The sequence below is a fragment of the Curtobacterium sp. MCLR17_036 genome (assembly GCF_003234445.2).
Taxonomy (GTDB): Bacteria; Actinomycetota; Actinomycetes; order Actinomycetales; family Microbacteriaceae; genus Curtobacterium.
Window position 1 is genome coordinate 2,385,384 of sequence record NZ_CP126269.1, and the last position, 23,763, is coordinate 2,409,146.

The 23,763-nt window shown below is 72.2% G+C and carries 18 protein-coding genes; 11 read left to right on the forward strand and 7 right to left on the reverse strand.

All coding sequences use genetic code 11. The features are described from left to right. Positions 1 to 178: 178 nt before the first annotated feature. Together DEI99_RS11125 and DEI99_RS11130 are read right to left on the reverse strand one after the other, a co-directional pair. A complete protein-coding gene (locus DEI99_RS11125; RefSeq protein WP_111041168.1) occupies positions 179 to 925 on the reverse strand; it encodes a polyprenol monophosphomannose synthase in 747 nt (248 codons plus the stop codon). Further along, positions 922 to 3,411 carry a glycosyltransferase gene (locus DEI99_RS11130; RefSeq protein WP_111041169.1) on the reverse strand — a complete coding sequence of 830 codons (2,490 nt, stop codon included), beginning with the start codon at positions 3,409 to 3,411 and terminating at the stop codon, positions 922 to 924. The genes DEI99_RS11125 and DEI99_RS11130 overlap by 4 nt, the downstream gene beginning before the upstream one ends. Before the next feature lie 136 nt (positions 3,412 to 3,547). Here DEI99_RS11130 and DEI99_RS11135 point away from each other — a divergent pair, with 136 nt between their 5' ends. Next, the gene (locus tag DEI99_RS11135) at positions 3,548 to 4,876 is read left to right on the forward strand and encodes a glycosyltransferase family protein (RefSeq protein WP_181434380.1); all 1,329 of its coding nucleotides are present in this window, start codon (positions 3,548 to 3,550) and stop codon (positions 4,874 to 4,876) included. 121 nt (positions 4,877 to 4,997) lie between these two features. Here DEI99_RS11135 and DEI99_RS11140 read toward each other — a convergent pair whose 3' ends face one another. Then, complete coding sequence (locus tag DEI99_RS11140) at positions 4,998 to 7,907, reverse strand: hypothetical protein (protein ID WP_181434381.1); 2,910 nt, start codon at positions 7,905 to 7,907, stop codon at positions 4,998 to 5,000. After that, positions 7,907 to 8,443 (reverse strand): hypothetical protein, encoded by a 537-nt coding sequence (locus DEI99_RS11145; RefSeq protein WP_284180800.1) that lies wholly within the window; start codon positions 8,441 to 8,443, stop codon positions 7,907 to 7,909. The genes DEI99_RS11140 and DEI99_RS11145 overlap by 1 nt, the downstream gene beginning before the upstream one ends. A gap of 256 nt (positions 8,444 to 8,699) precedes the next feature. On the opposite strand from DEI99_RS11145, the gene DEI99_RS11150 reads away from it, so the two are divergent. From DEI99_RS11150 to DEI99_RS11170, 5 genes are all read left to right on the forward strand, one after another. Further along, the gene (locus DEI99_RS11150; RefSeq protein WP_111041173.1) at positions 8,700 to 9,602 is read left to right on the forward strand and encodes an ABC transporter permease; all 903 of its coding nucleotides are present in this window, start codon (positions 8,700 to 8,702) and stop codon (positions 9,600 to 9,602) included. Between the two features lie 3 nt (positions 9,603 to 9,605). Then, positions 9,606 to 10,835, forward strand: a complete 1,230-nt coding sequence (locus DEI99_RS11155) for an ABC transporter ATP-binding protein (protein ID WP_111041174.1) — start codon at positions 9,606 to 9,608, stop codon at positions 10,833 to 10,835. Then, entirely contained in the window at positions 10,754 to 11,914 is a 1,161-nt protein-coding gene (locus DEI99_RS11160) for a glycosyltransferase family 2 protein (RefSeq protein WP_111041175.1), read from the forward strand. Before DEI99_RS11155 ends, DEI99_RS11160 begins: the two co-directional genes overlap by 82 nt. A 74-nt stretch (positions 11,915 to 11,988) precedes the next feature. Beyond that, positions 11,989 to 13,146 carry a glycosyltransferase family 4 protein gene (locus tag DEI99_RS11165; RefSeq protein WP_220037120.1) on the forward strand — a complete coding sequence of 386 codons (1,158 nt, stop codon included), beginning with the start codon at positions 11,989 to 11,991 and terminating at the stop codon, positions 13,144 to 13,146. Next, on the forward strand, positions 13,143 to 13,997 hold the full coding sequence (locus DEI99_RS11170; protein ID WP_111041177.1) for a glycosyltransferase family 2 protein: 855 nt from the start codon (positions 13,143 to 13,145) through the stop codon (positions 13,995 to 13,997). Before DEI99_RS11165 ends, DEI99_RS11170 begins: the two co-directional genes overlap by 4 nt. A 195-nt stretch (positions 13,998 to 14,192) precedes the next feature. Here the strand turns inward: DEI99_RS11170 and DEI99_RS11175 are convergent, their stop codons facing one another. Genes DEI99_RS11175 through DEI99_RS11185 form a run of 3 tightly spaced genes read right to left on the reverse strand, consistent with a single transcriptional unit; the run spans position 14,193 to position 17,464 of the window. Further along, positions 14,193 to 15,974, reverse strand: a complete 1,782-nt coding sequence (locus tag DEI99_RS11175; protein ID WP_111041178.1) for a glycosyltransferase family protein — start codon at positions 15,972 to 15,974, stop codon at positions 14,193 to 14,195. Positions 15,975 to 15,982: 8 nt separating this feature from the next. After that, the gene (gene rfbA, locus DEI99_RS11180; protein ID WP_111041179.1) at positions 15,983 to 16,846 is read right to left on the reverse strand and encodes a glucose-1-phosphate thymidylyltransferase RfbA; all 864 of its coding nucleotides are present in this window, start codon (positions 16,844 to 16,846) and stop codon (positions 15,983 to 15,985) included. A gap of 9 nt (positions 16,847 to 16,855) precedes the next feature. Further along, positions 16,856 to 17,464: a dTDP-4-dehydrorhamnose 3,5-epimerase family protein gene (locus tag DEI99_RS11185; RefSeq protein ID WP_071261629.1), complete on the reverse strand. Its 609-nt coding sequence runs from the start codon at positions 17,462 to 17,464 to the stop codon at positions 16,856 to 16,858. Between the two features lie 100 nt (positions 17,465 to 17,564). Between DEI99_RS11185 and DEI99_RS11190 the strand changes: the two genes are divergently transcribed. From DEI99_RS11190 to rfbD, 5 genes are read left to right on the forward strand one after another with little or no spacing between them, the layout of a single operon-like run. Next, positions 17,565 to 18,506, forward strand: coding sequence for a glycosyltransferase family 2 protein (locus tag DEI99_RS11190; protein ID WP_071261627.1), 942 nt, complete (start codon positions 17,565 to 17,567; stop codon positions 18,504 to 18,506). A 1-nt stretch (position 18,507) separates the two neighbouring features. Further along, positions 18,508 to 20,061, forward strand: coding sequence for a glycosyltransferase family 39 protein (locus DEI99_RS11195; protein WP_181434382.1), 1,554 nt, complete (start codon positions 18,508 to 18,510; stop codon positions 20,059 to 20,061). Next, positions 20,058 to 21,788, forward strand: coding sequence for a glycosyltransferase family 39 protein (locus DEI99_RS11200; RefSeq protein ID WP_111041181.1), 1,731 nt, complete (start codon positions 20,058 to 20,060; stop codon positions 21,786 to 21,788). Before DEI99_RS11195 ends, DEI99_RS11200 begins: the two co-directional genes overlap by 4 nt. Continuing rightward, on the forward strand, positions 21,785 to 22,771 hold the full coding sequence (gene rfbB / locus DEI99_RS11205; RefSeq protein ID WP_111041182.1) for a dTDP-glucose 4,6-dehydratase: 987 nt from the start codon (positions 21,785 to 21,787) through the stop codon (positions 22,769 to 22,771). The genes DEI99_RS11200 and rfbB overlap by 4 nt, the downstream gene beginning before the upstream one ends. Continuing rightward, positions 22,768 to 23,619, forward strand: a complete 852-nt coding sequence (rfbD, locus tag DEI99_RS11210) for a dTDP-4-dehydrorhamnose reductase (RefSeq protein WP_111041183.1) — start codon at positions 22,768 to 22,770, stop codon at positions 23,617 to 23,619. Before rfbB ends, rfbD begins: the two co-directional genes overlap by 4 nt. Positions 23,620 to 23,763 lie beyond the last annotated feature (144 nt).

The window sequence follows — 23,763 nt, forward strand, 5'->3', positions numbered from 1 at the left end:
ACGGGAGGCCCGTGGCGGCAGCACGCCACGCCTCCCGTCCGACGCGACAAGCGCGCCTGACGCGCACATCGTGAGTAGAAGACGTCGCCTCAATGCACCGGACGCGACCGTTCCTGCTCACCAAGCGACGACGCGCCCGTCCCGCCGCCGGACGGGAAGCGCGACGCGGCTGCGCGCCTCAGGGACGGGTGCGTCGCCCGAGGCGGCGCTGCACGCCCCACTGCGTGACGCGGAGCATCGCCTCGACCACGATCGAGCGGCTCATCTTCGAGACACCGTGCACGCGGTCGCGGAAGCGGATCGGGACCTCGACGATGCGGCCGCCGAGGTCGTCCACGCGCAGGGTCATGTCGACCTGGAAGCAGTAGCCCTTCGAGTCGATCGAGCCGAGGTCCATCCGGGCGACCGCCGAGGCGCGGTACACCCGGTACCCCGCGGTGATGTCCCGCACGTCGAGCCCGAGGACCCAGCGCGCGTAGGTGTTCGCGCCGCGGCTGAGCGCCTGACGCCGGAGCGGCCAGTCGACGACCGAGCCGCCGGGCACCCAGCGGGAGCCGATCGCGAGCAGGACGTCGTCCGAGGCTGTGACCGCGTCGACGAGCGCGGGCAAGCGGTCGGCCGGGTGCGAGCCGTCCGCGTCCATCTCGACGAGCAGCGGGTAGCCGCGCTCCAGGCCCCAGCGGAACCCGGCGACGTAGGCGGTGCCGAGCCCGAGCTTGCCGGAGCGCTGCAGCAGGTGCACGCGGTCGTCCTCGGCGGCGATCGCGCGGACGATGTCGCCGGTGCCGTCCGGGCTGCCGTCGTCGACGACCAGGACGTGCACCCCGGGCGACGCCGCCAGGACGGCCGACGTGATCGCGCGGACGTTCTCGGCCTCGTCGTACGTCGGGACGATGACGAGCGCCGAGGCGTCGGTCGGGCTCACCGGTTGTCGAGGCGCCGCTTGATCTTCCCCGCGACGCTGCGCGGGCCCTCGGTGCGCAGGTAGTGCACCGCGCGGCCGACGTCGTAGCGGACGCCGGAGAGCTTCTTGCGCTCGGGCACCCGGACGCGCATGGTGTGCGGCTGGATCGAGGACGTGGTGTCGCGGACGGTCTTGTCCGCGGCACGGACGGGGTTCCGGCAGAAGTCGACGAGCGGGGCGAGGACGTTCTCCCACGTGAACTGCTCGCGCACCCGGTCGACGTTGCCGATGAAGGTCGCTCGGGCCTTCTTGTCGAACAGGGCCGTCTCGAGCGCCGCGGCGAGGCCGTCGACGTCCTGCTCGTGCACGGCGATGCCGAGCTTCTCCTCGGCGACGAGGTCGCCGAAGGAGTCGCCCGCGGTCGTCACGATCGGCAGACGAGCCCACAGGTAGTCGAGGATGCGGGTGCGGAACGAGAACGTGGTCTCGAGGTGCTCGTAGTGCGTCGAGACGCCGGCGTCGGCCTCGAGCAGGTAGGCGCCGCGTTCCTCGTACGGGATCCACTGGTCGTTGAAGAACACGTGCTTGCCGGTCAGGCCGAGCGCGTCGGCCTCGGCGCGGACCTTCGCCACGATGTCCATCTCGGGGACGTCGGGGTTCGGGTGCTGCACGCCCATGAAGAAGAGCTTGACCGACGGACGGCGCTCGGCGAGCTGGGCGATCGAGCGGACCAGGGTGATCGGGTCGAACCAGTCGTAGATCCCCCCGCCCCAGACGACGAGCTTGTCGTTCTTGCCGATGCCCGGCACGACGCCCTTGACCCGCTGCTGGTCGTGCACCGGCGGGGTCGAGGACAGCCCGAACGGCACGACGCCGATGAGCGAGCGCAGGTCGGCGTCGCGCGAGTAGGTGCGGGCGTTGACGCGGCCGGAGCCGGCGAGCTGGCCGAGCCAGAACATCCGCTGGCGTTCCGAGGCGCAGATGAAGTAGTCGCCGAGCTCGAGCTGGTGGTTCAGCGTGTCCGAGGCGTCGAGGATCTGGCGGTTCCACTTGTCGACGTCGTCGCTGCGGCCCTGCTCGAGCTGCTCGAGGTGGAGCGGGTCGTACACGTCGACGACCAGGATCTTGCTCGTCGACTCGAGCACCGGGAACAGCCGGAGCGCGTGGCCCTGCACGATGATGACGTCGGCCCAGCCCTCGTGCTCGACCATCTGGCGCGGGTGGCGGTGCGGCACGGTGACGACCTCGTACGAGGGGTCGATCTGCGACGAGCGGGTGAGGCTGACGACGCGGACGTCGTGCTCGGACGCGAGCTGCTTCGCCATCTGCGTCGCGCGGATCGCCGGGCCGGCCATCTTCGCGCCGATCGAGTCGCCGGTGATGATGAGCACGCGGCGACGGGTGCCGACCTCGAGCACGCCGAGGGAGTGCACGATCTTGTCGTACCCGGCCAGGTAGTTCTCGATCGGGTAGGCCGGCTCGTCGCGGTTGCCGAACAGGCGGAGGAGCTCGCGGTCGGTGCGGACGCGGGTCGCCTGGATCTGCCGGCGGGACTCGGTCATCGACGGCAGCTGCTCGACGAACTGGTCGACGCCGTAGATGCCCGCCATGCTCGTCTTCGGCACCGGGACGGTGGGGACGCTGTCGTCCCCGGGGTTCCGCAGGTCGAGCGAGGTGGAGTCGAGCTCGCCGCGGCCGACGGCCCGGCGGACGGCGAGTGCGAGCGAGCCGGGCAGGGCGGCGGCGAGCTGCTCGTCGCCGAGGTTCTTGTAGAGCGTGAAGAGGGCGTTCCGCTCGAGCAGGTACGTCTCGCGGAAGTCGCCGAACTTGTTCATCGACGCGTGGTGCTTGTGGAACGCGACGGACTTCGGCTGGTAGCGGAAGCGCCAGCCGAGCAGGTTGAGCCGCCAGCCGAGGTCGACGTCCTCGTAGAACATGAAGTAGCGGTCGTCGAAGCCGTCGAGCTGCTCGAAGAGCTCGGCGCGGATGAACATCGCGGCGCCGGTGCCGAACAGCACGTCGGTCTCGCTCTCCCACCGGCCGGTGTCCGGCGACCCGGCGAAGGGCTTGTAGCCCATGCCGTACCAGGTCATCGCGGCCTCGGTGAAGTCGACGTTGACGCCCTCCCAGTCGAGGACCTTCGACGCGACGGCTCCGATGTCGGCGCCGGAGGCGAACGTCGCCATCGCCTCGCGCACCCAGCCGGTGTCAGGCCGGGCGTCGTTGTTGAGGAACGCGACGATCTCACCCGAGGACTTCGCGACGCCGAGGTTGCAACCGCCGGTGAAGCCGAGGTTGGCACCGGCGTCGACCAGCGTGAAGTCGAGGGTCGAGGCCTGCAGCCGCCCGAGGTGCTCCGGCCCGGAGCCGTTCTCGACGACGATGACCTCGAGCTTGTCCTGCGGCCAGTCCTGCTTGCGGAGTTCCGCGATGCTCGTCAGGGTGTCGTCGGTGCCCTTGTAGTTCACGAGGACGACGGACACGACTCCCGGCTTGCGCTCTGTCACGCGGGTTCCTCCAGCAGCTGCCGCGCGGGGGCGCGGATCGGTGGCTCGGTCGCGGGGTGCCGCGGCCGATGACACCCTACAAGGCGCGCCCGGCCGCTCCCCGGTGGCCGCCGCCGGTTCGTGCAGAATGGCGGGCGTGACTGCCGCCATCCCGAGCACCCCCCTGCCCTCCGTCCTGCACGAGGACTACGCCGCCATCGCGGCCGGCACGCACGCCGAGGGCCCCCGCGGCACCGTCCGCTTCGCCGTGTCGACCGCCGACCCCGCCGAGGGCAAGGGCGACCTGTTCGTGGCACTCGGCCTGGCCCGAGCCCTGCGCGCCGAGGGCTGGGGCGTCGCGATGTGGCCGCTCGAGCGCTGGGGCGACGAGGTCCCCGCCGACACCGCGGCCGTCGTCGTGATGATCGAGTCGTTCGTGCCCGGGTACGTGCCGGCCGGCACCGCCCTGGTGGCCTGGGTGCGCAACTGGACCGAGAAGTGGGCGGCGCTGCCCTACCTCGACGAGTTCGACGCCGTGTGGACGTCGTCCACGATCGCCCGCGACGCGATCGCCCCGCACGTCGCCACGACGGTGGAGGTCGTGCCGATCGGCGTCGACCTCGACCTGTTCACCACCGACCGGCCGCACGCCCACGCCGAGCCGGCCGACGTCGACCCCGTCGCCGCGGCCGACGCCGCCCGGACCGACCGCGCGGTCACCACGGTGAACTTCTGGGGAGTCCGCCGTCTGGTGCAGGACGTCCTCGCCGAGGTCGCCCCGGCCGAGCCGATCATCTGGTACGCCGCCAACGTCGACCACGTCGAGCCCTCGCCGGGTGTCGAGCTCCGCCCGATGGTCTCGTACTTCTCGCTGCCCGAGGTGTACCGCGCCGCCGGGTTCGTCGTCGACGACGTCATCGCCCCGGCCGCCGCCTACGGCACGCTCAACTCGCGGCTGTACGAGTCGCTGGCCTGCGGCGCGCTGCCCGTCACCGACTGCGCGCTCGGCCTCGACGAGCTCGGACTCGCCGAGGTGCCGGTCTTCGACGACGCCGCGTCGCTCGAGCGTGCACTCGCGATGCCGCGCGAGGAGCGCACCGCCCTGGTGGAACGGCTCCGGGCCGTCGTCGTCGAGCGGCACTCGTTCCGCAGCCGTGCCGAGCAGGTCGGCCCGTCGCTCGACGCCGCCGTCGCCGCCGCCTCGGGCCGGAGCGGCGAGCGGAGCGCCTTCCTGCGCTGGGCGACCGAGCAGCGCGAGCTCCTGCGTCGGACCGAGCACGACCGCGACGTCCACCTGGCCGGCGTGCACGACATCAACGAGCGGCTCATCGTCTCGGAGCAGAAGGTCGGCGCCCACGACACGGCGCGGCAGGTCGCCGAGGCGGAGCGCGACCAGATCGCGGCACGGTTCCACGGCCTGACCCGGTCGCCGGAGTACCGCGTCCTGCACGGCCTCGGTCTCATGGCGCGGCGCGCGCGCCGCTGACACCCGGCGCTCCGCGCACCCCGGGCGGGCACGGGAGCGGGTCCGGTGGACGCACCCACGCAACGGACGGGAGGCACGGTGCCAGCTGGCACCGTGCCTCCCGTCCGTCGTCGGTGACCGTCTACCGGACGGTGACGGTCTTCGTGCCGAAGCTCTTGTAGGTCCCGCTCGGCAGGTCCTGGAAGTAGACGCGCACGGTGTGCGTGCCCTTCGCCAGGCCGGTGAGCTTGCGGGAGAGCCCGACGTCCGAACCCCAGTCCGGGTAGCTGCGCTGAACATCCGTCCGGGTCGCGTTCGCGGTTCCCGGGGCGACCGCGACGCCGTCCAGGTGCATCTTGTACTTGACCGGGTCCCAGACGTCCGGGTCGACGGCCCAGCCCTGCACCGTGATCGTGCCGGTGCCGCCGGTCACCGACTCGAAGGCGCCCGTGACCGGCCCGGTGCCGCCGGTCTTGCCGGTCGACGGCGGGTCGATCACCGTGAAGGTCTTGGTCCCGAAGCTCTTGTACGTGCCGCTCGGCAGGTCCTGGTAGTAGACGCGCAGGGTGTGCGTGCCGGCGGTCAGGCCCGTGAGGGTCCGGGACAGCCCGACGTCGCTGCCCCAGCCGGGGTACTTCGCCTGCACGTCGGTGCGCTTCGCGTTCGCGACGCCCGGGTCGATCGCGACCCCGTCCAGGTGCATCTTGACCTTGACCGGGTCCCAGACGTCGGGGTCGATGGCCCACCCCGTGACCGTCGCGCTGTGCACACCGCCGGTCACCGACTCGTAGGCACCCGTGACGGAGCCGGTCTTGCCGGTCTTGCCCGTGGTGCCGGAGGTCGGCGGGGCGGCCGCGGCGCTGGTCACCGTGACGGTCTTCGTGCCGGCACTCACCCACTTGCCGCTCGGCAGGTCCTGGAAGTAGACCCGCACCGTGTGCTTGCCCGCCGACAGACCGGTCAGCTTCACCGACAGCCCGACGTCGGAACCCCAACCGGGGTACTTCGCCTGCACGTCGGTGCGCTTCGCGTTCGCCGTCCCGGTGCCACCGCGGGCACCGTCGACGTGCAGCAGGTACTGCACCGGGTCCCACACGTCCGGGTCGATCGCCCACCCCGTGACCGTCGCCGTGCCGGCACCGCCGGTCACCGACTCGTAGGTGCCCTGCACGGTGCCGGTCTTGCCGGTCTTGCCCGTGGTGCCGGAGGACGGCGCGGCGGCCGCGGCACTGGTCACCGTGACGGTCTTCGTGCCGGCACTCACCCACTTGCCGCTCGGCAGGTCCTGGAAGTACACCCGCACCGTGTGCTTGCCCGCCGACAGCCCGGTCAGCTTCACCGACAGCCCGACGTCCGAGCCCCAGTCCGGGTGCTTCGCCTGCACGTCGGTGCGCTTCGCGTTCGCCGTCCCGGTGCCACCACGGGCTCCGTCGACGTGCAGCAGGTACTGCACCGGGTCCCACACGTCCGGGTCGATCGCCCACCCCGTGACCGTCGCCGTGCCGACGCCACCGGTCACCGACTCGTAGGTGCCCCGGACCGTGCCGGTCTTGCCGGTCTTGCCCGTGGTGGGCGGCGTGACCGTGACCGTCTTCGAGGCCACCTTGACGTACCCGGTGCCGGGCTTGTCCATGACGTAGAGCACGACGGTCTGCTTGCCGGCCGCGATGCCGGTCAGCTTCTTCGACCAGCCGAGGGTGGTGCCGACGCCCGGGTACACCGCTGCGACGTCCTTGCGGGTGGTCGAGGTGGTCCCACCGCCGCGGTTCGTGCCGTCGACGAGCAGCTTGTAGGTCGCCGGCTTCGTCGAGTCGGGGTCGAGTGCCCACCCGCTCGCCGAGATCGTGCCGGCACCGCCGGTGACGCTGTCGATGACGCCCTTCGGCGCCGCACTCGTGATCGTGCGGGTGTAGCAGCCGAGCAGCGTGTTCGACCCGGCGCCCTGGTTGATCGCGTACGTGCACACCGAGTGCGCCCCGACCGACAGCCCGGTGAGCTCCGTCGAGAAGCCGTGCGCGGTGTTGCCCGAGCCGAGGGTGTTCGCGAGGTCGGACCGCTTGACGTCGGCGGTGACCGTCTTCGCACCCGCGCCGTCGACGTAGAACGCGACGCGCAGTGCCTTGGTGGTGTCCGGGTCGACCGCCCAGCCGGTGACGGTGATCGACGACGTCGAGCTCGCGGTGACCGCGTCGACGTTGCCGTAGGGGTTGCCCCCGCCGTTCGAGGACCCGAACCAGTCGGTGTACATGCGCCAGAAGTTGCGGTTGCCGTACGCCGAGCAGCTGTCGCCGGACCCGTACAGGTTCGACATCGCGGCGCTGTTCGGCGTGTACGGCGTGTAGATGTAGAGCCCGGCGGTGGCCTGGTTCTTGATGTACACGGTCTTCCGGCCGCAGGCGGCGTTCGGGTTGAGCAGGATCGAGTTGTTCCGGCCCGCCTGGTACGCCCACGAGGTCGGCGTGGCCTGGTACCGCTTGAACTGCAGCCCTGCGGCGTAGACCTGCTGCGCGAAGCCGCGGTACGCCGGGTCGCACGGCGCGGTGTCCGGGCAGGCGAACCCGGTCGCGTGCTGGTACATCCAGTTCGTCGGCCGCGAGGTCGAGACGATGCCCTGCTCCTTCTCGAGCAGCACGAGGAGCGCCTTCTGGCTGATGCCGCACGCGGCGCCGACCTGGGCGATGATCGTCGCGGCGGACTTCGTGCCGCCCGCGATCGCGCTGCACCGGCCGGAGACCGCGTTGATGGTGCTGACCTTCTGCGAGAAGTTCTTGAGGCAGACCGGGCCACCGCTCTGCTGCGTGCAGCTCGGCGCGACGCTGTTCAGGAACGACTGCACGGCGGCGGCGTTCATCGCCGAGCCGTTGTAGAAGGCGGCGTCGCTGATGATGTTGCCCGGGTCGAACTGCGACGCGACGGCGGCGGAGGCCGGCTCCGTCGTGGTCGCCTCGGAGAGCACGGTGCCGAAGGTCATGCCGGTCGCGGCCACGGCGAGCGCGGCGACGAGGGCCAGCGCGGATCGGAGTCCCCGGCGGGGAGTACGGGTGGGACGCATCACGGCACCTCCGCCGTCATCGGGTCGGACGCCGTCGACGCGGAGCCGACGGCGTAGGTCAGGGTGACGGACCAGGTGCCGCTGGCGACCTGGGACGCGGGGAACGCGACCTGTGCGCAGTTCACCGAGGACGCGCTCGCCGCAGCCGCGCTCGTCGCGGTGCGGGTGACACCGCCCTTCGTGGCGGTGAAGCGGCACGTGCCGGACGTGTCGGTGGTGCCGGAGACGAGGCCGCCGGCCTGCAGCGTCTTCGTCCCGGTGTCCCAGCCGGCGTAGGTCACCACGGCCGTGGCCGCGAAGTCCGTCGGGTCGGCGTCGGGCTCGTTCGTCGCCCCGCTGCCGGGGAAGGGCCCGGGGGTGTCGTCGTCCGAGGCCTCGCCGCCGTCCGACGGGTCGTCGCTCGGCGACGACGCGACGTCGGTGGGCGCGACCGTGCCGCCGCTCGTCGCGGTCGACGTCGGGGTGGCCGTGGCGCTGGTGGTGCGCGACGCCGAGGGGCTCGGCGAGGCGTCGTCGCCGCCGGAACAACCGGCCACGAGGAGACTGAGTGCACCGACCACCGCGAACGCAGCGATCGGCCTGGATGCGTGGAGCATGCTGACGGGCCGTCCTGAGGGAGTTGACAAGGGTCCGGGTTGCGACAACGGTAACTCGAAAGTCAAGGTTGAGGGTTGGTTCGTCACGAATCACCCCCGGTCGGGGGTACCCGACGACTGTCGCGCTCGCGGCGGTCCCGCCCTCGGGCCCGGTGAGTATGCTGTTCCGGTCCTGCCCCCACGAACGAAGAGACGTATGGTCGACCAAGCACGCATGACCGCGCTCGCGGAGGAACCCCTCGTCGTGATCGGCGCTCCGACGAGCGCCTTCCGCGGGACCTGGCGCGAACTGCGCGACGTCTTCCGGCAGCGGGAGATGCTCGGCATGCTCGTCCGCCGCGACCTCAAGGCGCGGTACAAGGACTCGGCCCTCGGCTTCGTGTGGACGCTCGTGCGTCCGCTGACGCAGCTCCTCATCTACTACTTCGTCATCGGGCAGGTGCTCGGCGCCGCCAACGGCATCGACAACTTCGCGATCTACGTCTTCACGGGCCTGACCGCCTACACGCTGTTCAGCGAGATCGTCGCCGGGTCCACGGGCTCGATCGTCGGCAACAGCGGCCTCATCAAGAAGGTCTACGTCCCACGTGAGGTCTTCCCGCTGGCGAGCGTCGGCGCGGCCCTGGTGAACTTCACGATCCAGTTCGCGATCCTGCTGGCCGCCACGGTGGTGATCGGGGTGTTCCCCTGGCACGAGGGTCTGCTCTACCTGATCCCCTCGCTCGCCGTGATCCTGGTCTACGGCGCGGCCATCGGCCTGGTGCTGTCGGCGCTCAACGTGTACCTGCGCGACGTGCAGTTCGTCATCGACGTCGGCCTCATGGTGCTGCTCTGGGCGTCGCCGATCGTCTACGCGTACGCACGGGTCGTCGCCACGGTGAAGACCGACTGGCTGCTCGCCGTCTACACGAACAACCCGCTGACCCTGTCGGTGCTCGGGATGCAGAACGCGATCTGGCTGCACGACCCGGCGGACGTCACGTACCCGGACCACCTGATGCTGCGCCTCGGCGTCGCGTTCGTCATCGGTGTCCTGTGCCTCCTCGGCGCGCAGCGGATCTTCTCCCGCCTGCAGGGCAACTTCGCGCAGGAGCTGTAGACCATGGCCATCAGCACCCCCGTCGCCCCGGTCGGGACCGGTGACACCACCGAGCGCCCCGACGTCATCGTCATCGACCACGTGCGCAAGCGCTTCACCGTGCGCAAGGACAACACCCTGCGCGAGCGCATCGTCACGCTCGGCCGCGCCGGCCGCAAGCACCGCCAGGACTTCTGGGCGCTCGACGACGTCTCCGTGTCGATCCAGGCCGGTTCGACCGTCGGGCTCATCGGCCAGAACGGCTCCGGCAAGTCGACGCTGCTCAAGGCGATCGGCGGCATCATCCAGCCGACCTCGGGCACGGTGTCCCGCCGTGGTCGCCTCGCCGCGCTGCTCGAGCTCGGCGCCGGCTTCCACCCCGACCTGTCCGGCCGCGAGAACGTCTACCTGAACGCGAGCCTGCTCGGGCTGAGCCGCAGCCAGACCGACGAGAAGTTCGACGACATCCTGGCGTTCTCGGGCATCGGCGACTTCATCGACACCCAGGTGAAGTTCTACTCGTCGGGCATGTACGTGCGGCTCGCGTTCGCCGTCGCCGTGCACACCGACCCCGACGTGCTGCTCGTCGACGAGGTCCTGGCCGTCGGCGACGAGGCCTTCCAGCGCAAGTGCCTCGACCGCATCCGCACCTTCCAGGAGGCCGGCAAGACGATCATCATCGTCACGCACTCCCTGAGCCAGGTCCAGGAGATGTGCGACCGCGTCGTCCTGCTCAACAAGGGCAAGGTGCTGCACGACGGCGACCCGGTGGCCGCGGTGAGCATGTTCCGCGAGGTCCTCGAGGAACGCCGCCAGGGCGAGCTGAGCACGGACGTCGCCGTCGGGCGCGGCCGGGTCCTCGGCGCGGGCGTGCAGGTCGAGGGCAAGGGGCCGAAGGCCGACGTCCTGCCGGGTGACGACCTGGTCGTCGACATGGAGTTCGAGCACCTGGACGGCATCGACGACTGGGAGGCCGCGGTGCAGATCAACAACGCCGGCGGCCAGGTCGTCTACGGCACGACGACGGGCATCATGGGCATGACGCTGCAGCCGCTGCACGGTCGCCGGAAGCTCCGCCTGCGGATCGCCGACACCGCCTTCGGCACCGGCAAGTACTTCGTCAACGTCTCGATGATGGACTCCGCCGGCCGCCACCTGCACGACATGCCGGAGTGCGACTCGTTCGAGGTCCCCTCGTTCGGCGACGCCGTCGGCACCGTCTACGCGCGGCCCTCGATCGAGGAGCTCGACTGAGCCCGACCGACGGCACGAACCGCCTCGCGGTCGTCGTCGTCAACTGGGAGCGCGCCGACCTGACCACGACGGCCGTCCGGGCCGTGCTCGCCGAGGGCGCTGCCGACGAGGTCGTCGTCGTCGACAACGGGTCGTCCGACGACTCCCTCGCGGTGCTCCGGCGCGAGCTGCCGGACGCCACGGTCGTCGCGCTGGACCACAACGGCGGGTTCGCCACCGGTGCGAACGCGGGCATCCGGCACACCGACGCCGAGACCGTCGTCCTGCTCAACAACGACGCGGTCCCCGCCGCGGGCTTCGTCGCGGCGCTCCGCGACCACCTGGCGCAGGCGGGGCCCGAGGTCGGGGCGGTGACGGGCCGCATCGTGCTCGCCGGACGCTGGACGGGCCTCCCGGCCGGAGCCACGCCCGAACCCGACCAGCGGGTGCTGCGGGACCACACCGGGCGCGCGTGGACGCCGTCGCCGGACGGCGACGTGCGGCTCAACTCGACCGGCGTCCTGGTCGACCGCGACGGCAACGGCATGGACCGCGACTGGTTCGCGCCGGCCGACCGTGTCGCGGACGTCGACGTCTTCGGGTTCTCCGGCGGCGCGTCCGCGCTCCGACGGAGCGCGCTCGACGACGTCGGCCTGCTCGACGAGTCCCTGTTCATGTACTACGAGGACACCGAGCTCGCCTGGCGGCTCCGCCGCCGCGGCTGGCGGGTCGAGCACGCGGCCGACGCCGTCGTGGAGCACGACCACTCGGCGTCCTCCGGGGTGCAGAGCGACCTGTTCGTCTTCCGCAACGCCCGCAACCGGCTGGTCGTCGCGCTCTGGCACGCGCCGTGGCCGACGGTGCTGCGGGCGGCCGCCCGCACCCTGGTGCGCGGGGTCCGCGGGCTGGTGGTCGGTCGTTCCGGTCGTTCCGGTCGTTCCGGTCGTTCCGGACATTCCGGACGTTCCGGACGGGAGGCCCGGCTCGTCCTGGCAGCGCTCGTCGACGTCGCCGGGGCGCTCCCGTCGCACCTGGCGCGGCGGCTCCGCGAGACGCGTCGCGCCTCGGTCCCGCGCCGCCGGATCGACACGGGCGCATGAGCGGCTCGGGCTATCCTGGTCACTCCCCCGTCGACGGCCCCGGCCGCGACCAGTCCGCACGGAAGGACCCCCGCGTGCCGCAGCTCACCGTCCTCGTCGACGGAACAGCGGTACCGGAGAACCTCGGCGGCGTCGGCCGCTACGTCGAGGGGGTCGTGTCGCACCTGACCGACCCGTCACTCGACGTCCACCTGGTCGTCCGACCGGTGCACGCCGCGCACTTCAGCGCGATCGCCCCCGGCGTCACCGTGCACACCGCCCCGCGGTGGACCGACTCCGTGCCGCTCCGGTTCCTGTGGGAGCAGACCGGCCTGCCGGCGCTCGGCCGTCGGCTCGGTGCGCGGGTGCTGCACTCGCCGCACTACACGTTCCCCTTCGGCTGGCGCGGCGGCTCGGTCGTCACCCTGCACGACGCCACCTTCTTCTCGAACCCCGAGTGGCACTCCCGCCTGAAGCGCACGTTCTTCACGTGGTGGAGCCGCCGGTCCCTGCGCACCCGCCCGGTCGTCGTCGTGCCGAGCGCCGCCACCGCGACCGAGGCCGCCCGGGTCGTCCCCGGCATCCGCGCCGACGTCCGGGTCGCCCCGCTCGGGGTCGACCGCGCCGTGTTCCACGAACCGTCCACCGCCGAGGTCGAGGACGCACGGATCGCCGCGACCCTGCCCGAGGGGGCGGCCTGGATCGCGTTCCTCGGCACGATCGAGCCGCGGAAGAACGTCACCGCGCTGCTCGACGCCTACGCGTCCGTGCGGCGGGAACGGCCCGACACCCCGTGGTTGGTGCTCTCCGGCGCCCGCGGCTGGGACACCGCAGCCGTCGAGCGGCTCGACACCCTGCAGGACGCCGACCACGTCATCGAGGCCGGCTACCTGCCCCTCGAGGACCTCGCCGGCTACCTCGGCGGCGCCGAGTTCGTCGTCTACCCGTCCCTCGGCGAGGGCTTCGGCCTGCCCGTGGTCGAGGCGATGGCCTCCGGCGCGTGCGTCCTCACCACCCGCCGACTGTCCCTGCCCGAGGTCGGCGGCGACGCGGCGGTGTACTCCGAGCCCTCCGCTCCCGCGCTGGCCGCCGCGATGACGGAGCTGCTCGACGACCCGTCGCTCGTCGCGTCGCACCGCGCGGCCGCGCTGGCCCGGGCCGCCTCGTTCACGTGGGAGGCCACCGCCGCCGTGCACGTCGCCGCCTACACCGACGTCGCCGGGGCCGGGGTCCGGGACGGGGCCCCGCGGTGATCCGGGTCGCGGTGCTGACGGTCACCTACAACACCGGCGAGACCATCCGGCCGTTCCTCGCGAGCGTCGCCGCGGCGTCGACGGATCCCGTCGCCGTCGTCATCGCGGACAACGGCTCGACCGACGTCGACGCGTTGCGCGCGATCGGCGAGTCCTACGGCGCCGTCGTGGTGTCCTCCGGCGGCAACCGCGGGTACGGCGGGGGCATCGACGCGGCGCTGAGCGCCCTCGACGACGTCCTGCCCGACGTGCAGCCCGAGTTCCTGCTCGTCACGAACCCCGACGTCGTGCTCGCCCCCGGTTCGATCGACGAGCTCGTCGCCGCCGCCGACCGGCTGCCGTCCGGCGGCTCGTTCGGCCCGCGGATCCTCGACGAGCAGGGCGAGACCTACCCGTCCGCGCGGCAGCTCCCCTCGCTCCGGACCGGCCTCGGCCACGCGGCGTTCTCGCGCTTCTGGCCCGCGAACCCCTGGAGCCAGCGCTACTGGTCCACCACCGAGGTCGTCGAGCGCGAGGCCGGCTGGCTCTCCGGCGCGTGCTTCCTCATCCGCACGTCGCTGTTCCGCGAGCTCGACGGCTTCGACGAGTCGTACTTCATGTACTTCGAGGACGTCGACCTCGGGCAGCGCGTCGGACGGTCCGGCCGGGCGAACGTCTACGTGCCCTCCGCCGTCGTCACCCACACCGGCGCACACTCGACGTCGTCGAACCGGCGCCGCATGGAGATCGAGCACCACCGCAGCGCGTACCGCTTCCTGTCGCGGAAGTACCGGTCGTGGTGGCTCTGGCCCCTGCGCGTCGCCCTGCACGCGGGCCTGTCGCTCCGCGCCCGCTGGGTGACGCGGAAGTAGCTCGGGGCCGCGGGGCAGCGTGGCCGCGGGGCCGCGCCGCTGACGCGAACGCGCGCCGCACAACCGAAGTGCGTCCGAACCGCGCGGTTGCGCGGCGCGAATGCACTTTGGTTGTGCGCAGCGCGCGCACCCGCCGCGAGACGGCGGCCGCGCCGGCAGGCACCAGCGACAGCGACGCGCCGTCGCCGCGCGGCCCTACCGCCGCAGGCGGGCGCGCTCGGCGCGGGCGGCCTCGAGCAGCACCCGGGCCCGGGCGTCGAAGGAGTGCTCGGCGGCGACGTGCTCGGCGACCGCGGCCCGCTCGGCGGCGGTCGGCCAGGCGTGCGCCGGGTCGAGCAGGTCGGCGAGCTCCTCGCGCGAGCGTGCCACCGCCAGGGTCGGTACGTCGAGCACCTCGGCCAGCCCGGCCACCGGGTCCGTCACGACGACTCCCCCGGACGCCAACACGTCGAACACGCGGTTCGAGACGAAGCCCCCCGACGCCATGTCCGGCCAGTGGTCGTTCAGCACGAGACGCGCCGAGGCGTAGGCACGCGCGACCTCGGCACGCGACAACGACGGCTCGCCGAGCATCGTGGACGGCACGAGCGGCTCCCACCCCGGACCGTGCACCCGCAGGTCGGCACCGAGCGCCGCCGCGTCGGAGACCACCGGCCGAGCGGCCCCCCGCGTCGACCCGACGAACACCACGTGCCCGGCATCCGGACCCGCCGGGCCGAGCGCCCCCGGTCGGAACACCGCGGGATCGGTCGCCTGCAGCAGGGTGCGGACCGGCACGCCGGCGCGGGCAGCGGCCGCCGCCGCCCACACCGGCCCGGCCGCGAAGGCCGCGTCGAAGGACCGCAGCTCGGTGTCGGCGACGTCGTCGGGGTGGCTGATCACCCAGAGCAGGTTCACCGACGCCGGGTTCGGCGGCACCCGGTCGAGCCCGCGGACGACCAGGGTCACGTCGTCGGACGTGTCGTCGTCCCGCACGTGGGCGTCGCGCCGGTCGACACGGACCCGCTGCCCGAGCCGCTCGAGTGCCCCGGCGAGCTCGGCAGCGAAGTGCACGTCGCCCCAGCCGTCGCCCTCGGGTCCGGCGGGTGCGGCGATCTTCAGCGACCAGGCGAGTCGCTCCCCCGTGGCCGTCGTCCGTACGGCTGGTGACACCGGTCGCGCGCCCCACGGCGGCAGCGGCGGGCCCGCGACGACGTCCGCGCCCTCCGGTCCGCGGTCGCGCCACGCGCTGACGGCGTCGACCGTCGCGGCGTCGACCGTGCGGCCGGGTTCGACGGAGCGGGTCGCGTCGCCGACGACGCGCACCGGTCCACCGTGCACGTCGGCGACCGCGCGGGTCCAGGCAGCCAGGGTGGTGCGTTCGTCCGGGAGGCCCGGGGCCGGCACCAGCGCCGCCCCCGGCACCGAGAGCACCGGTTGGTCCGCCGCGAACACGGTGTCGACGTCGGCGCGGTCGTCGGACCACGGCAGCGCCCCGGGGCGGAGGAGCCGGGCGCCCGACCGCACCGTGCCGTCCGGCAGCCGGACACGCGCCTGGGCGACGGTGCCGGCGGCGGCGAGGGCACGGAGCGTGGGGACGTCGACCTGCACCGACGAGTCGACGAGCACGAGGGTGCTGCCCACCCCGCCGGCGACGCCGGCGTCGATCGCCGCGCCGAGGCCGTCGACCGGGGTGCGACGCACCCAGGGCACACCGCGGCCGAACGGGGCGACCGGCGAGGCGTCGGCGACGTAGCTCACCGCGCGGACGTCGGCGGAGCGGCCGAACGCCCGGCGCGCGACGGCGACGAGCGGAGCGACCTCGGCGTGCCGGTCCGAGCGCGTGGTGACGAGCACCGTGACCTCGGCGGCGGACCGCGGCGCGGCGTCCTGCGACCCGGCCGCCCCGTCGACGTCAGCCGACGTCGGCGACGCGGGGCGGGCCTCCCGGCCGGAGGGGTCGCGACGGCGACCGAACCACCCGGTGCCCGACGCCACGACGGTGACTACGCGCCGAGCAGTCGCTGGAGGTAGACGCCGTAGCCGCCCTTGACGAGCGGCGCGGCGAGCTCGGCGAGCTGTGCGTCGTCGATCCAGCCGTTGCGCCAGGCGATCTCCTCGATGCAGCCGATCTTGAAGCCCTGCCGGTCCTCGATGACCTTCACGTACTCCGAGGCCTGCATCATCGACTCGAACGTGCCGGTGTCGAGCCAGGCGGTGCCGCGGTCGAGGACCTGGACGCCGAGCTCGCCGGCCTCGAGGTAGCGCTCGTTGACGGTCGAGATCTCGAGTTCACCACGGGCGCTCGGCTCGATCGTCTTCGCGATCTCGATGACCTTGTTGTCGTAGAAGTACAGGCCGGGGACGGCGTAGTTCGACTTCGGCTCGGCGGGCTTCTCCTCGATGGAGACCGCGGTGAAGTCGTCGTCGAACTCGACGACGCCGTACGCCTTCGGGTCGGCCACGTGGTACGCGAAGATCGTCGCGCCCTGCACGTCGGTGTTCTTCCGCAGGTTGGTGCCGAGGCCGGTGCCGTGGAAGATGTTGTCGCCGAGGACGAGTGCGACGCTGTCGTCGCCGATGAAGTCCTCACCGATGACGAAGGCCTGTGCCAGGCCGTCCGGCGAGGGCTGCACGGCGTACTGGATCGCCATGCCGAGCGCGGAGCCGTCGCCGAGCAGCGCCTTGAACTGCTCGTTGTACTCCGGGGTCGTGATGACGAGGACCTCGCGGATGCCCGCCATCATGAGCGTCGACAGCGGGTAGTAGACCATCGGCTTGTCGTAGATCGGCATGAGCTGCTTGCTGATGCCCTTGGTGATCGGCCAGAGGCGCGTGCCGGAACCGCCGGCGAGGATGATGCCCTTCATCGCTTTCCCTTACTTCTTCGTCCGGAGCGACTCGGTGTACGCGATGCACTCCTCGTAGGTCGGCAGCAGGCCCTGGGCCGCGGCCTCCTCGAGGGTCGGCGCGGTCGTGTCCTTCTCGGAGAGCACCGGCTCGCCGATGCCGTCCGGCAGTTCCAGCCCGACCGTCGGGTCGAGGATGGTGATCCCCTTCTCGCGCTGCGGGTCGTAGTGCGCGCTGACCAGGTAGTTCACGGTCGACCGGTCCTCGAGCGCGACGATCGCGTGGCCGAGCCCCTCGGACAGGTAGACGGCCTTGCGGTCGACGTCGTCGATCCGGACCGAGTCCCACTGGCCGAAGGTCGGCGACCCGACGCGGATGTCGACGATGTAGTCGATGAACGCCCCGCGGACCGCGGTGACGTACTTCGCCTGGCTCGGGGCGACGAGGGCGTAGTGGATCCCCCGCGCGACGCCGGCCGACGAGATCGACATGTTCACCTGGCGGAGGTCCAGCGGGTGGCCGACCGTGTCTTCGACGACGTCGGCCCGGTACGCCTCGAGGAACGCTCCTCGTGCGTCGCCGTGCTGGACGGGCGTGAACTCCCACGCGCCGGGGATCTTCAGTTCGCGGATCTGCACCGGGGAAGCCTAGCAAGGGTGGCGGATCGCATAGGCTGTCCTGGTTCTGTGCCCTGCGCCCTGCGCACTGCGACGCCCCGAAACGAGACCGAGCGAGCCTGTGAAGCTATTCGTCCAGATCCCCTGCCTCAACGAGGAGAACACCCTCGCCAGCGTCATCGACTCCATCCCGACGGAGATCGACGGCATCGACGAGATCGAGATCCTGGTGATCAACGACGGCAGCACGGACCGCACCGTCGAGGTCGCGAAGGAGCACGGCGTCAAGCACTTCGTGCACCACACCACGAACATGGGCCTCGCCCGTTCGTTCCGTGACGGGGTCGACTACGCCCTGCTGCACGGCGCGGACATCGTCGTGAACACCGACGGCGACAACCAGTACCCGCAGGCACAGATCGCCGAGCTCGTGCAGCCGATCCTCCGCAAGGAGGCCGAGATCGTCATCGGCGACCGCCAGACGCGCACGATCGAGCACTTCTCCGGCTTCAAGAAGCTCATGCAGCGCTTCGGGTCCTGGGTGGCCAGCCGCGCGGCCGGTCTCGACCTGCCGGACGCGGCGAGCGGGTTCCGCGCGTACTCGAAGTACTCGCTCATCCGCCTCAACATCGTGACGCGCTTCAGCTACTGCATGGAGACCATCGTGCAGGCCGGCTACAAGCGCCTGGCGATCGCGTCGGTGCCGATCACGACGAACCCGAAGACGCGCGAGTCCCGCCTCTTCAGCAACATCTTCCAGCACATGTTCGAGTCCGGGTCGGCGATCGCCCGCGTCTACCTGATGTACCGGCCGATGGCGCTCTTCGCCTGGGTGAGCGTGGTGCTCGGCGCCCTGGGGCTCTGGCCGCTCATCCGGTACCTCGTGCTGCTCGCGATGAACACCGGCGGCAACCACCTGCAGTCGATCATCCTCGGGGTGGTCCTGCTCATCACGGCGTTGCTCTCGATCGTCATCGGCGTCGTGGCCGACCTCACGCGCCTGAACCGCACGCTGGCCGAGGAGCAGCTCGACCTGCAGAAACTGCAGCGGTATGGCGACTGACATGACTCCGGTCGTGTCCGGGACGGGTGTGGGGCGCCCCTCCGTCGGACGCGCCGAGCGTGTCGTCGTCATCGCCCTGACGATCGCCTTCGCCGCGGTGCTCGCGGTCTGGGCGGTCGTCACCACGACGTACAAGGCGCCGGACGAGCCGACCCACGTGGACGCGGTGCTCCACGTGGCGATCGGCACGGACTGGGCCGACCCCGGCGAGCTGCACTACCTCGCCGCCACGAACGCCTCGCTCGACGCGAACCTGCGCGAACCGGCGTCGCAGCACCAGACCTGGGGCGAGCTGCTCCGCGAGCACCCGGGGACCGCGCCGACGAGCATCGACCAGATGTCGCAGCACCCGCCGACGTACTACGCACTGGCCGCCGGCGTCCTGCACCTGGTGCACTTCGAGGACCTCCGCTGGGACCTGGCGGTGCTGGTGCTCCGCCTCTTCGACGCCCTGCTCGTCCTGCCGCTGCCGTTCCTCGCCTGGGCGACCGTCCGACGGCTGACCCGGTCGCCCCGCGCCGCCCTGGTCGCCGGTGCGGTGATCGTCGGCGTGCCGGAGATCGCGGCCATCGGCGCCTCGGTCACGAACGACGCGCTCATGCTGCCGCTCGCCGGTGCCCTGGTGTACTTCGTCGTCCGGCTGCTGACCGGCGACCTGCGCGTGCGCACCACGATCTGGATCGCGCTGTTCCTCGGCGCGATGCTGCTGGTGAAGGGCACCGCGCTGCCCGCGATCCCGTTCGTGGCGATCGCCGTGATGGCCGCTGGCTGCACCCGCGCCACCGTGTGGCGGAACGTGCTCCGGACGCTGTGGACGCTCGGCCTCGCCGCCGTCGTCGGCGCGTGGTGGTGGCTGCGCAACCTGCTCGTGTTCCACCAGGTCCAGCCCGACGGCCTGGCGCCGTACGCCCGGCCGCCGAAGCCGTTCCCCGAGGGCACCGGGGCGAGCCCGGAGATCTTCCTGCGCGACTACTGGAACGGGGTGAGCCGGACGTTCTGGGGCAGCGTCGGCGGCCTCACGCAGTTCCAGCTGGCGCAGTTCGTCATCGACGGGCTGACCGTCGTGTGCCTGGCCGGCATCGTGATCTGGGCGTTCCGACGCGGTGCGCTGCTGCGTCCGGCCGTCGTGCTGGCGTCGTACCCGGTGGTGCTCATCGCCCTGCACATGCAGAGCGGGTGGGGCGGCTACCTGCGGAACACCATCGTCGCCGGGACCCAGGGGCGCTACTACTACCCGACGCTGCTCGCCCTCGTCGCACTGAGCGCCCTGGCGTGGCGGCGGGTCACCGTCACCGCGGCCGGCCGGACCCGCCTGGCCGTGGGGATCGCCGTCGCCGCGATGGCCCTCGGCCTGTACGGCGTGGTCTACGCGCTCCGGGCCTTCGGCCAGGACGCCGCGTTCTGGATCGACGACGCCGTCGTCCGCTCCTTCGACCGCACCGGGACGCTCGCGGCCGGCGGCGCCTTCACCCTGGCGACGGTTGCCGCAGCCGCCCTCGTCGCGACGGCCGTGCTGCTCGTGCGGTTCCTGCGCCGACCGGAGGTGCAGGCATGAGCCCCCGCCGCAGCACCTGGCTCCTGCTCGGCACCCTGACGCTTGCCTGGTTCGCGTTCCTGCTGACCTTCGCCCTCGTCACCCCGGTGCTCGGTGCCCCGGACGAGCCCGCGCACGTCGACGCGGCCTTCCGGCTCGCACTCGGGCTCGGCTGGCCGCACCCGGGCGAGATGCACTACCTCGCCGCGATCCGCCAGGTCGTCGAGCAGCCCGTCCCCGCGGTCGACCGGCTCTCCGTCGACGCCCTGCTCGCGGCGACGCCCGGCGACTCCCCCGCGGTCGACCCGATGTCCCAGAACCCGCCGACGTACTGGCTCGTGGCCGCAGGCGTCCTGCGGGTCGTGCGCTTCGGAGCGCTCGACTGGGGCCACGCGGTGCTCGTCCTGCGCCTGTTCGACGTCGTCCTGGTGACCGCGCTGCCGGTGCTCGTCTGGGCGACCGTCCGGCGGGTGACCCGTTCACCGCGGACCGCGCTCGTCGCACCGCTGGTGCTCTTCGCCGTGCCGCAGCTCGCCCAGGTGACGTCGGGGGTCACGGTCTGGGCGCCGATGGTGCTGCTCGGCGCCGTGCTCGTCTGGCTCGTCACCCGCGTGCTCACCGGCGACCGCTCCTGGTGGACCACCGCGGGGCTCGCCGTCGCCGTGACCGGGCTCGCGTCGCTCAACGCGCTCGGCCTGCTCGCGGTGCCGTTCGCCGCGGCCGTGCTGCTGCTGACCCCCGGCCGCCCCGTCGTGCGACGTGTCCTGCACGCCGCCGTCGTGGTCGTCGCCGCCGCGGCGGTGTCCGGCTGGTGGTGGGTCCGCACGGTGCTCGTGAGCGGTACCCCGGTGCCGGACGCCCTGCGCGGCGTCACCGAGGTGCAGCCCTACGGCCCCGGTGGGGTGAACCCCGGGGCGTTCGCCGGCCGGCAGTGGGACGGGCTCACCACCACGTTCTTCGGGTCGTTCGGCGCGAACCAGTGGCCGCTGCCAGCCGCCCTGCTCGACGTGCTCGCGATCGGTGCGCTCACCGTCCTCGCGTGGTCGACGGCTCGGCGCACCGCCACCCGGCGCGTCACGACCGTCGTGCTCGTCTGGCCCGTGCTCGTCCTCGTCGCCACGCTCGCCTACAACTGGCGGAACTACCTCGGCACCCACCTGGGCAACGGCCAGCAGGGCCGGTTCCTGTTCGTCGCGATCGTCGCGCTCGTGCTCGGCCAGGTCGTCGCCTGGCACGCCCTCGTCGTGCGCCCCGAGCTGCGCCGCCGGCTCGCTCGCGGCGGTGCCGTGGCGGCGTACGCGATCGGCCTGTACGGCATCGGCGTCTGCTACCGCGGCGCATGGGAGGCCAGCCAGTTCCGGATCAGCCGCGCCGGGGCCTCGGCCTTCGCCGGCGGCTCCGTCGCCGGGCCGTACACGGCAGCGCTGGCGTGCGCGTTGTTCGTGGCCGCCGCCCTCGTCAGCACCGTCCTGCTCTGGCGCGCGACGGGCACCGCGGCGAGCACCGCCACCGGCACCGCCGCGGGCACCCCGACCGACCCGACGCGCACCGCGACCGACCAGACGCGCACCCCGACCGCTCCGACGCGCGCCCCGACCGACGAGACGCCGGGGCCGGGCACGCCCCGAGCCCGTGCCGACGGCGTGCCCGGCACCGACCGCGCCGCGGCTCCCGCCCGGCCCACGACCGACTCCCCGCTAGAATCGCGGCCGACCGTCGCACCGACCACAAGGAATGAGCACCCGTGAAGATCCTCGTCACCGGAGGAGCCGGCTTCATCGGCTCGAACTTCGTCCGCCGCACGCTGGAGGACGCGTACCCCGGCCTCGAGGGCGCCGAGGTCGTCGTCTACGACGCACTGACGTACTCGGGCAACGAGGCGAACCTCGCCCCGGTCGCCGACTCCCCCCGCTACACCTTCGTGCACGGTGACATCCGCGACGCCGCGAAGCTCGACGAGGTCGTCCCCGGCGTCGACGCCATCGTGCACTTCGCCGCCGAGTCCCACGTCGACCGCTCGGTCCGCGACTCCGGCATCTTCGTCGAGACGAACGTCGTCGGCACCCAGCGCCTGCTCGACGCCGCGCTCCGGCACGGCACCGAGCGCTTCGTGCACGTCTCCACCGACGAGGTCTACGGCTCGATCAGCGAGGGCTCGTGGGACGAGGAGCGCCCGCTCGAGCCGAACTCGCCGTACTCGGCGTCGAAGGCCGGCAGCGACCTGCTCGCCCGCAGCTACCACCGCACGCACGGGCTGAACCTCTCGATCACGCGCTGCTCGAACAACTACGGGCCGTACCACTTCCCCGAGAAGGTCATCCCCCTCTTCGTCACGAACCTCATCGATGACAAGAAGGTGCCGCTCTACGGCGAGGGCAACAACGTCCGCGACTGGCTGCACGTCGACGACCACACCCGCGGCATCGCGATGGTCCTGACCCGCGGCCGCGCCGGCGAGGTCTACAACATCGGCGGCGGCACCGAGCTCACCAACAAGGAGCTCACGCAGCTGCTGCTCGACGCCACCGGGAAGGACTGGTCGTCCGTCGAGCGCGTCGCCGACCGCCTCGGCCACGACCTGCGCTACTCGGTCGACATCTCGAAGATCCAGGCCGAGCTCGGCTACGAGCCGCAGGTGCCGTTCGAGCAGGGCCTGGCCGACGTCGTGCAGTGGTACCGCGACAACCGCGCCTGGTGGGAGCCGCTCAAGGAACGCGCGGCGATCGCGTGACCCGCTGGCTCATCACCGGCGCCGCCGGCATGCTCGGCCGTGACCTGCAGGCCGCGCTCGCCGGTCGCGACGTCACCGCGCTGTCCCGTGCGGAGCTCGACATCACCGACCCGGTCGCGGTGGACGCCGCCGTCGCCGGGCACGACGTCGTCGTCAACTCCGCCGCGTACACGAAGGTCGACGACGCCGAGACGCACGAGGACGACGCGTACGCGGTCAACGCGACCGGGCCGCGGCTCCTCGCCGAGGCGGCGGTCCGGCACGGCGCGAAGCTCGTGACGGTGTCGACGGACTACGTGTTCGACGGCCACGGGACCGCGCCCTACGCCGAGGACGCCCCCACCGATCCGGTCAACGCCTACGGCCGCACGAAGGCCGCGGGCGAGGCGTTCGTCCGCGAGATCGCCCCGGACAGCTCGTACGTCGTCCGCACCGCGTGGATCTACGGCGCGCACGGCCCGAACTTCGCCGCCACGATGCTGCGGCTCGCCGGGTCGCACGACACCGTCAGCGTCGTCACCGACCAGGTCGGACAGCCGACGTGGACCGGCGACCTCGCCGCCCGGATCGTCGAGCTCGTCGACTCGGACGCGCCCGCCGGCACCTACCACGGCACGAACGCCGGCCAGGGCTCGTGGTTCGACTTCACACAGGCGATCTACCGCGAGCTCGGGCTCGACCCGGACCGCGTCCTGCCCACGGACAGCACCGCGTTCGTCCGGCCCGCTCCGCGCCCCGCCTACAGCGTGCTCGGTCACGACGGCTGGTCGCGCGCCGGGCTCTCGCCCATGCGCGACTGGCGCGACGCGCTGCGCGCCGCGGTCGCCGCAGGTGCGTTGACGGCCTAGCCACGGCGCTCTGCCAGGAGGCCCGGATCACGTCACCGACGTCGTCGGACGTGAGCCGGGCCTCCCGTCCCGCCCAGGGCGCGCTCCGCTCGCCCTGGTAGTGTCGGGCAGCCGGATGCCGGGACCACGTCCCGCCCGACCACG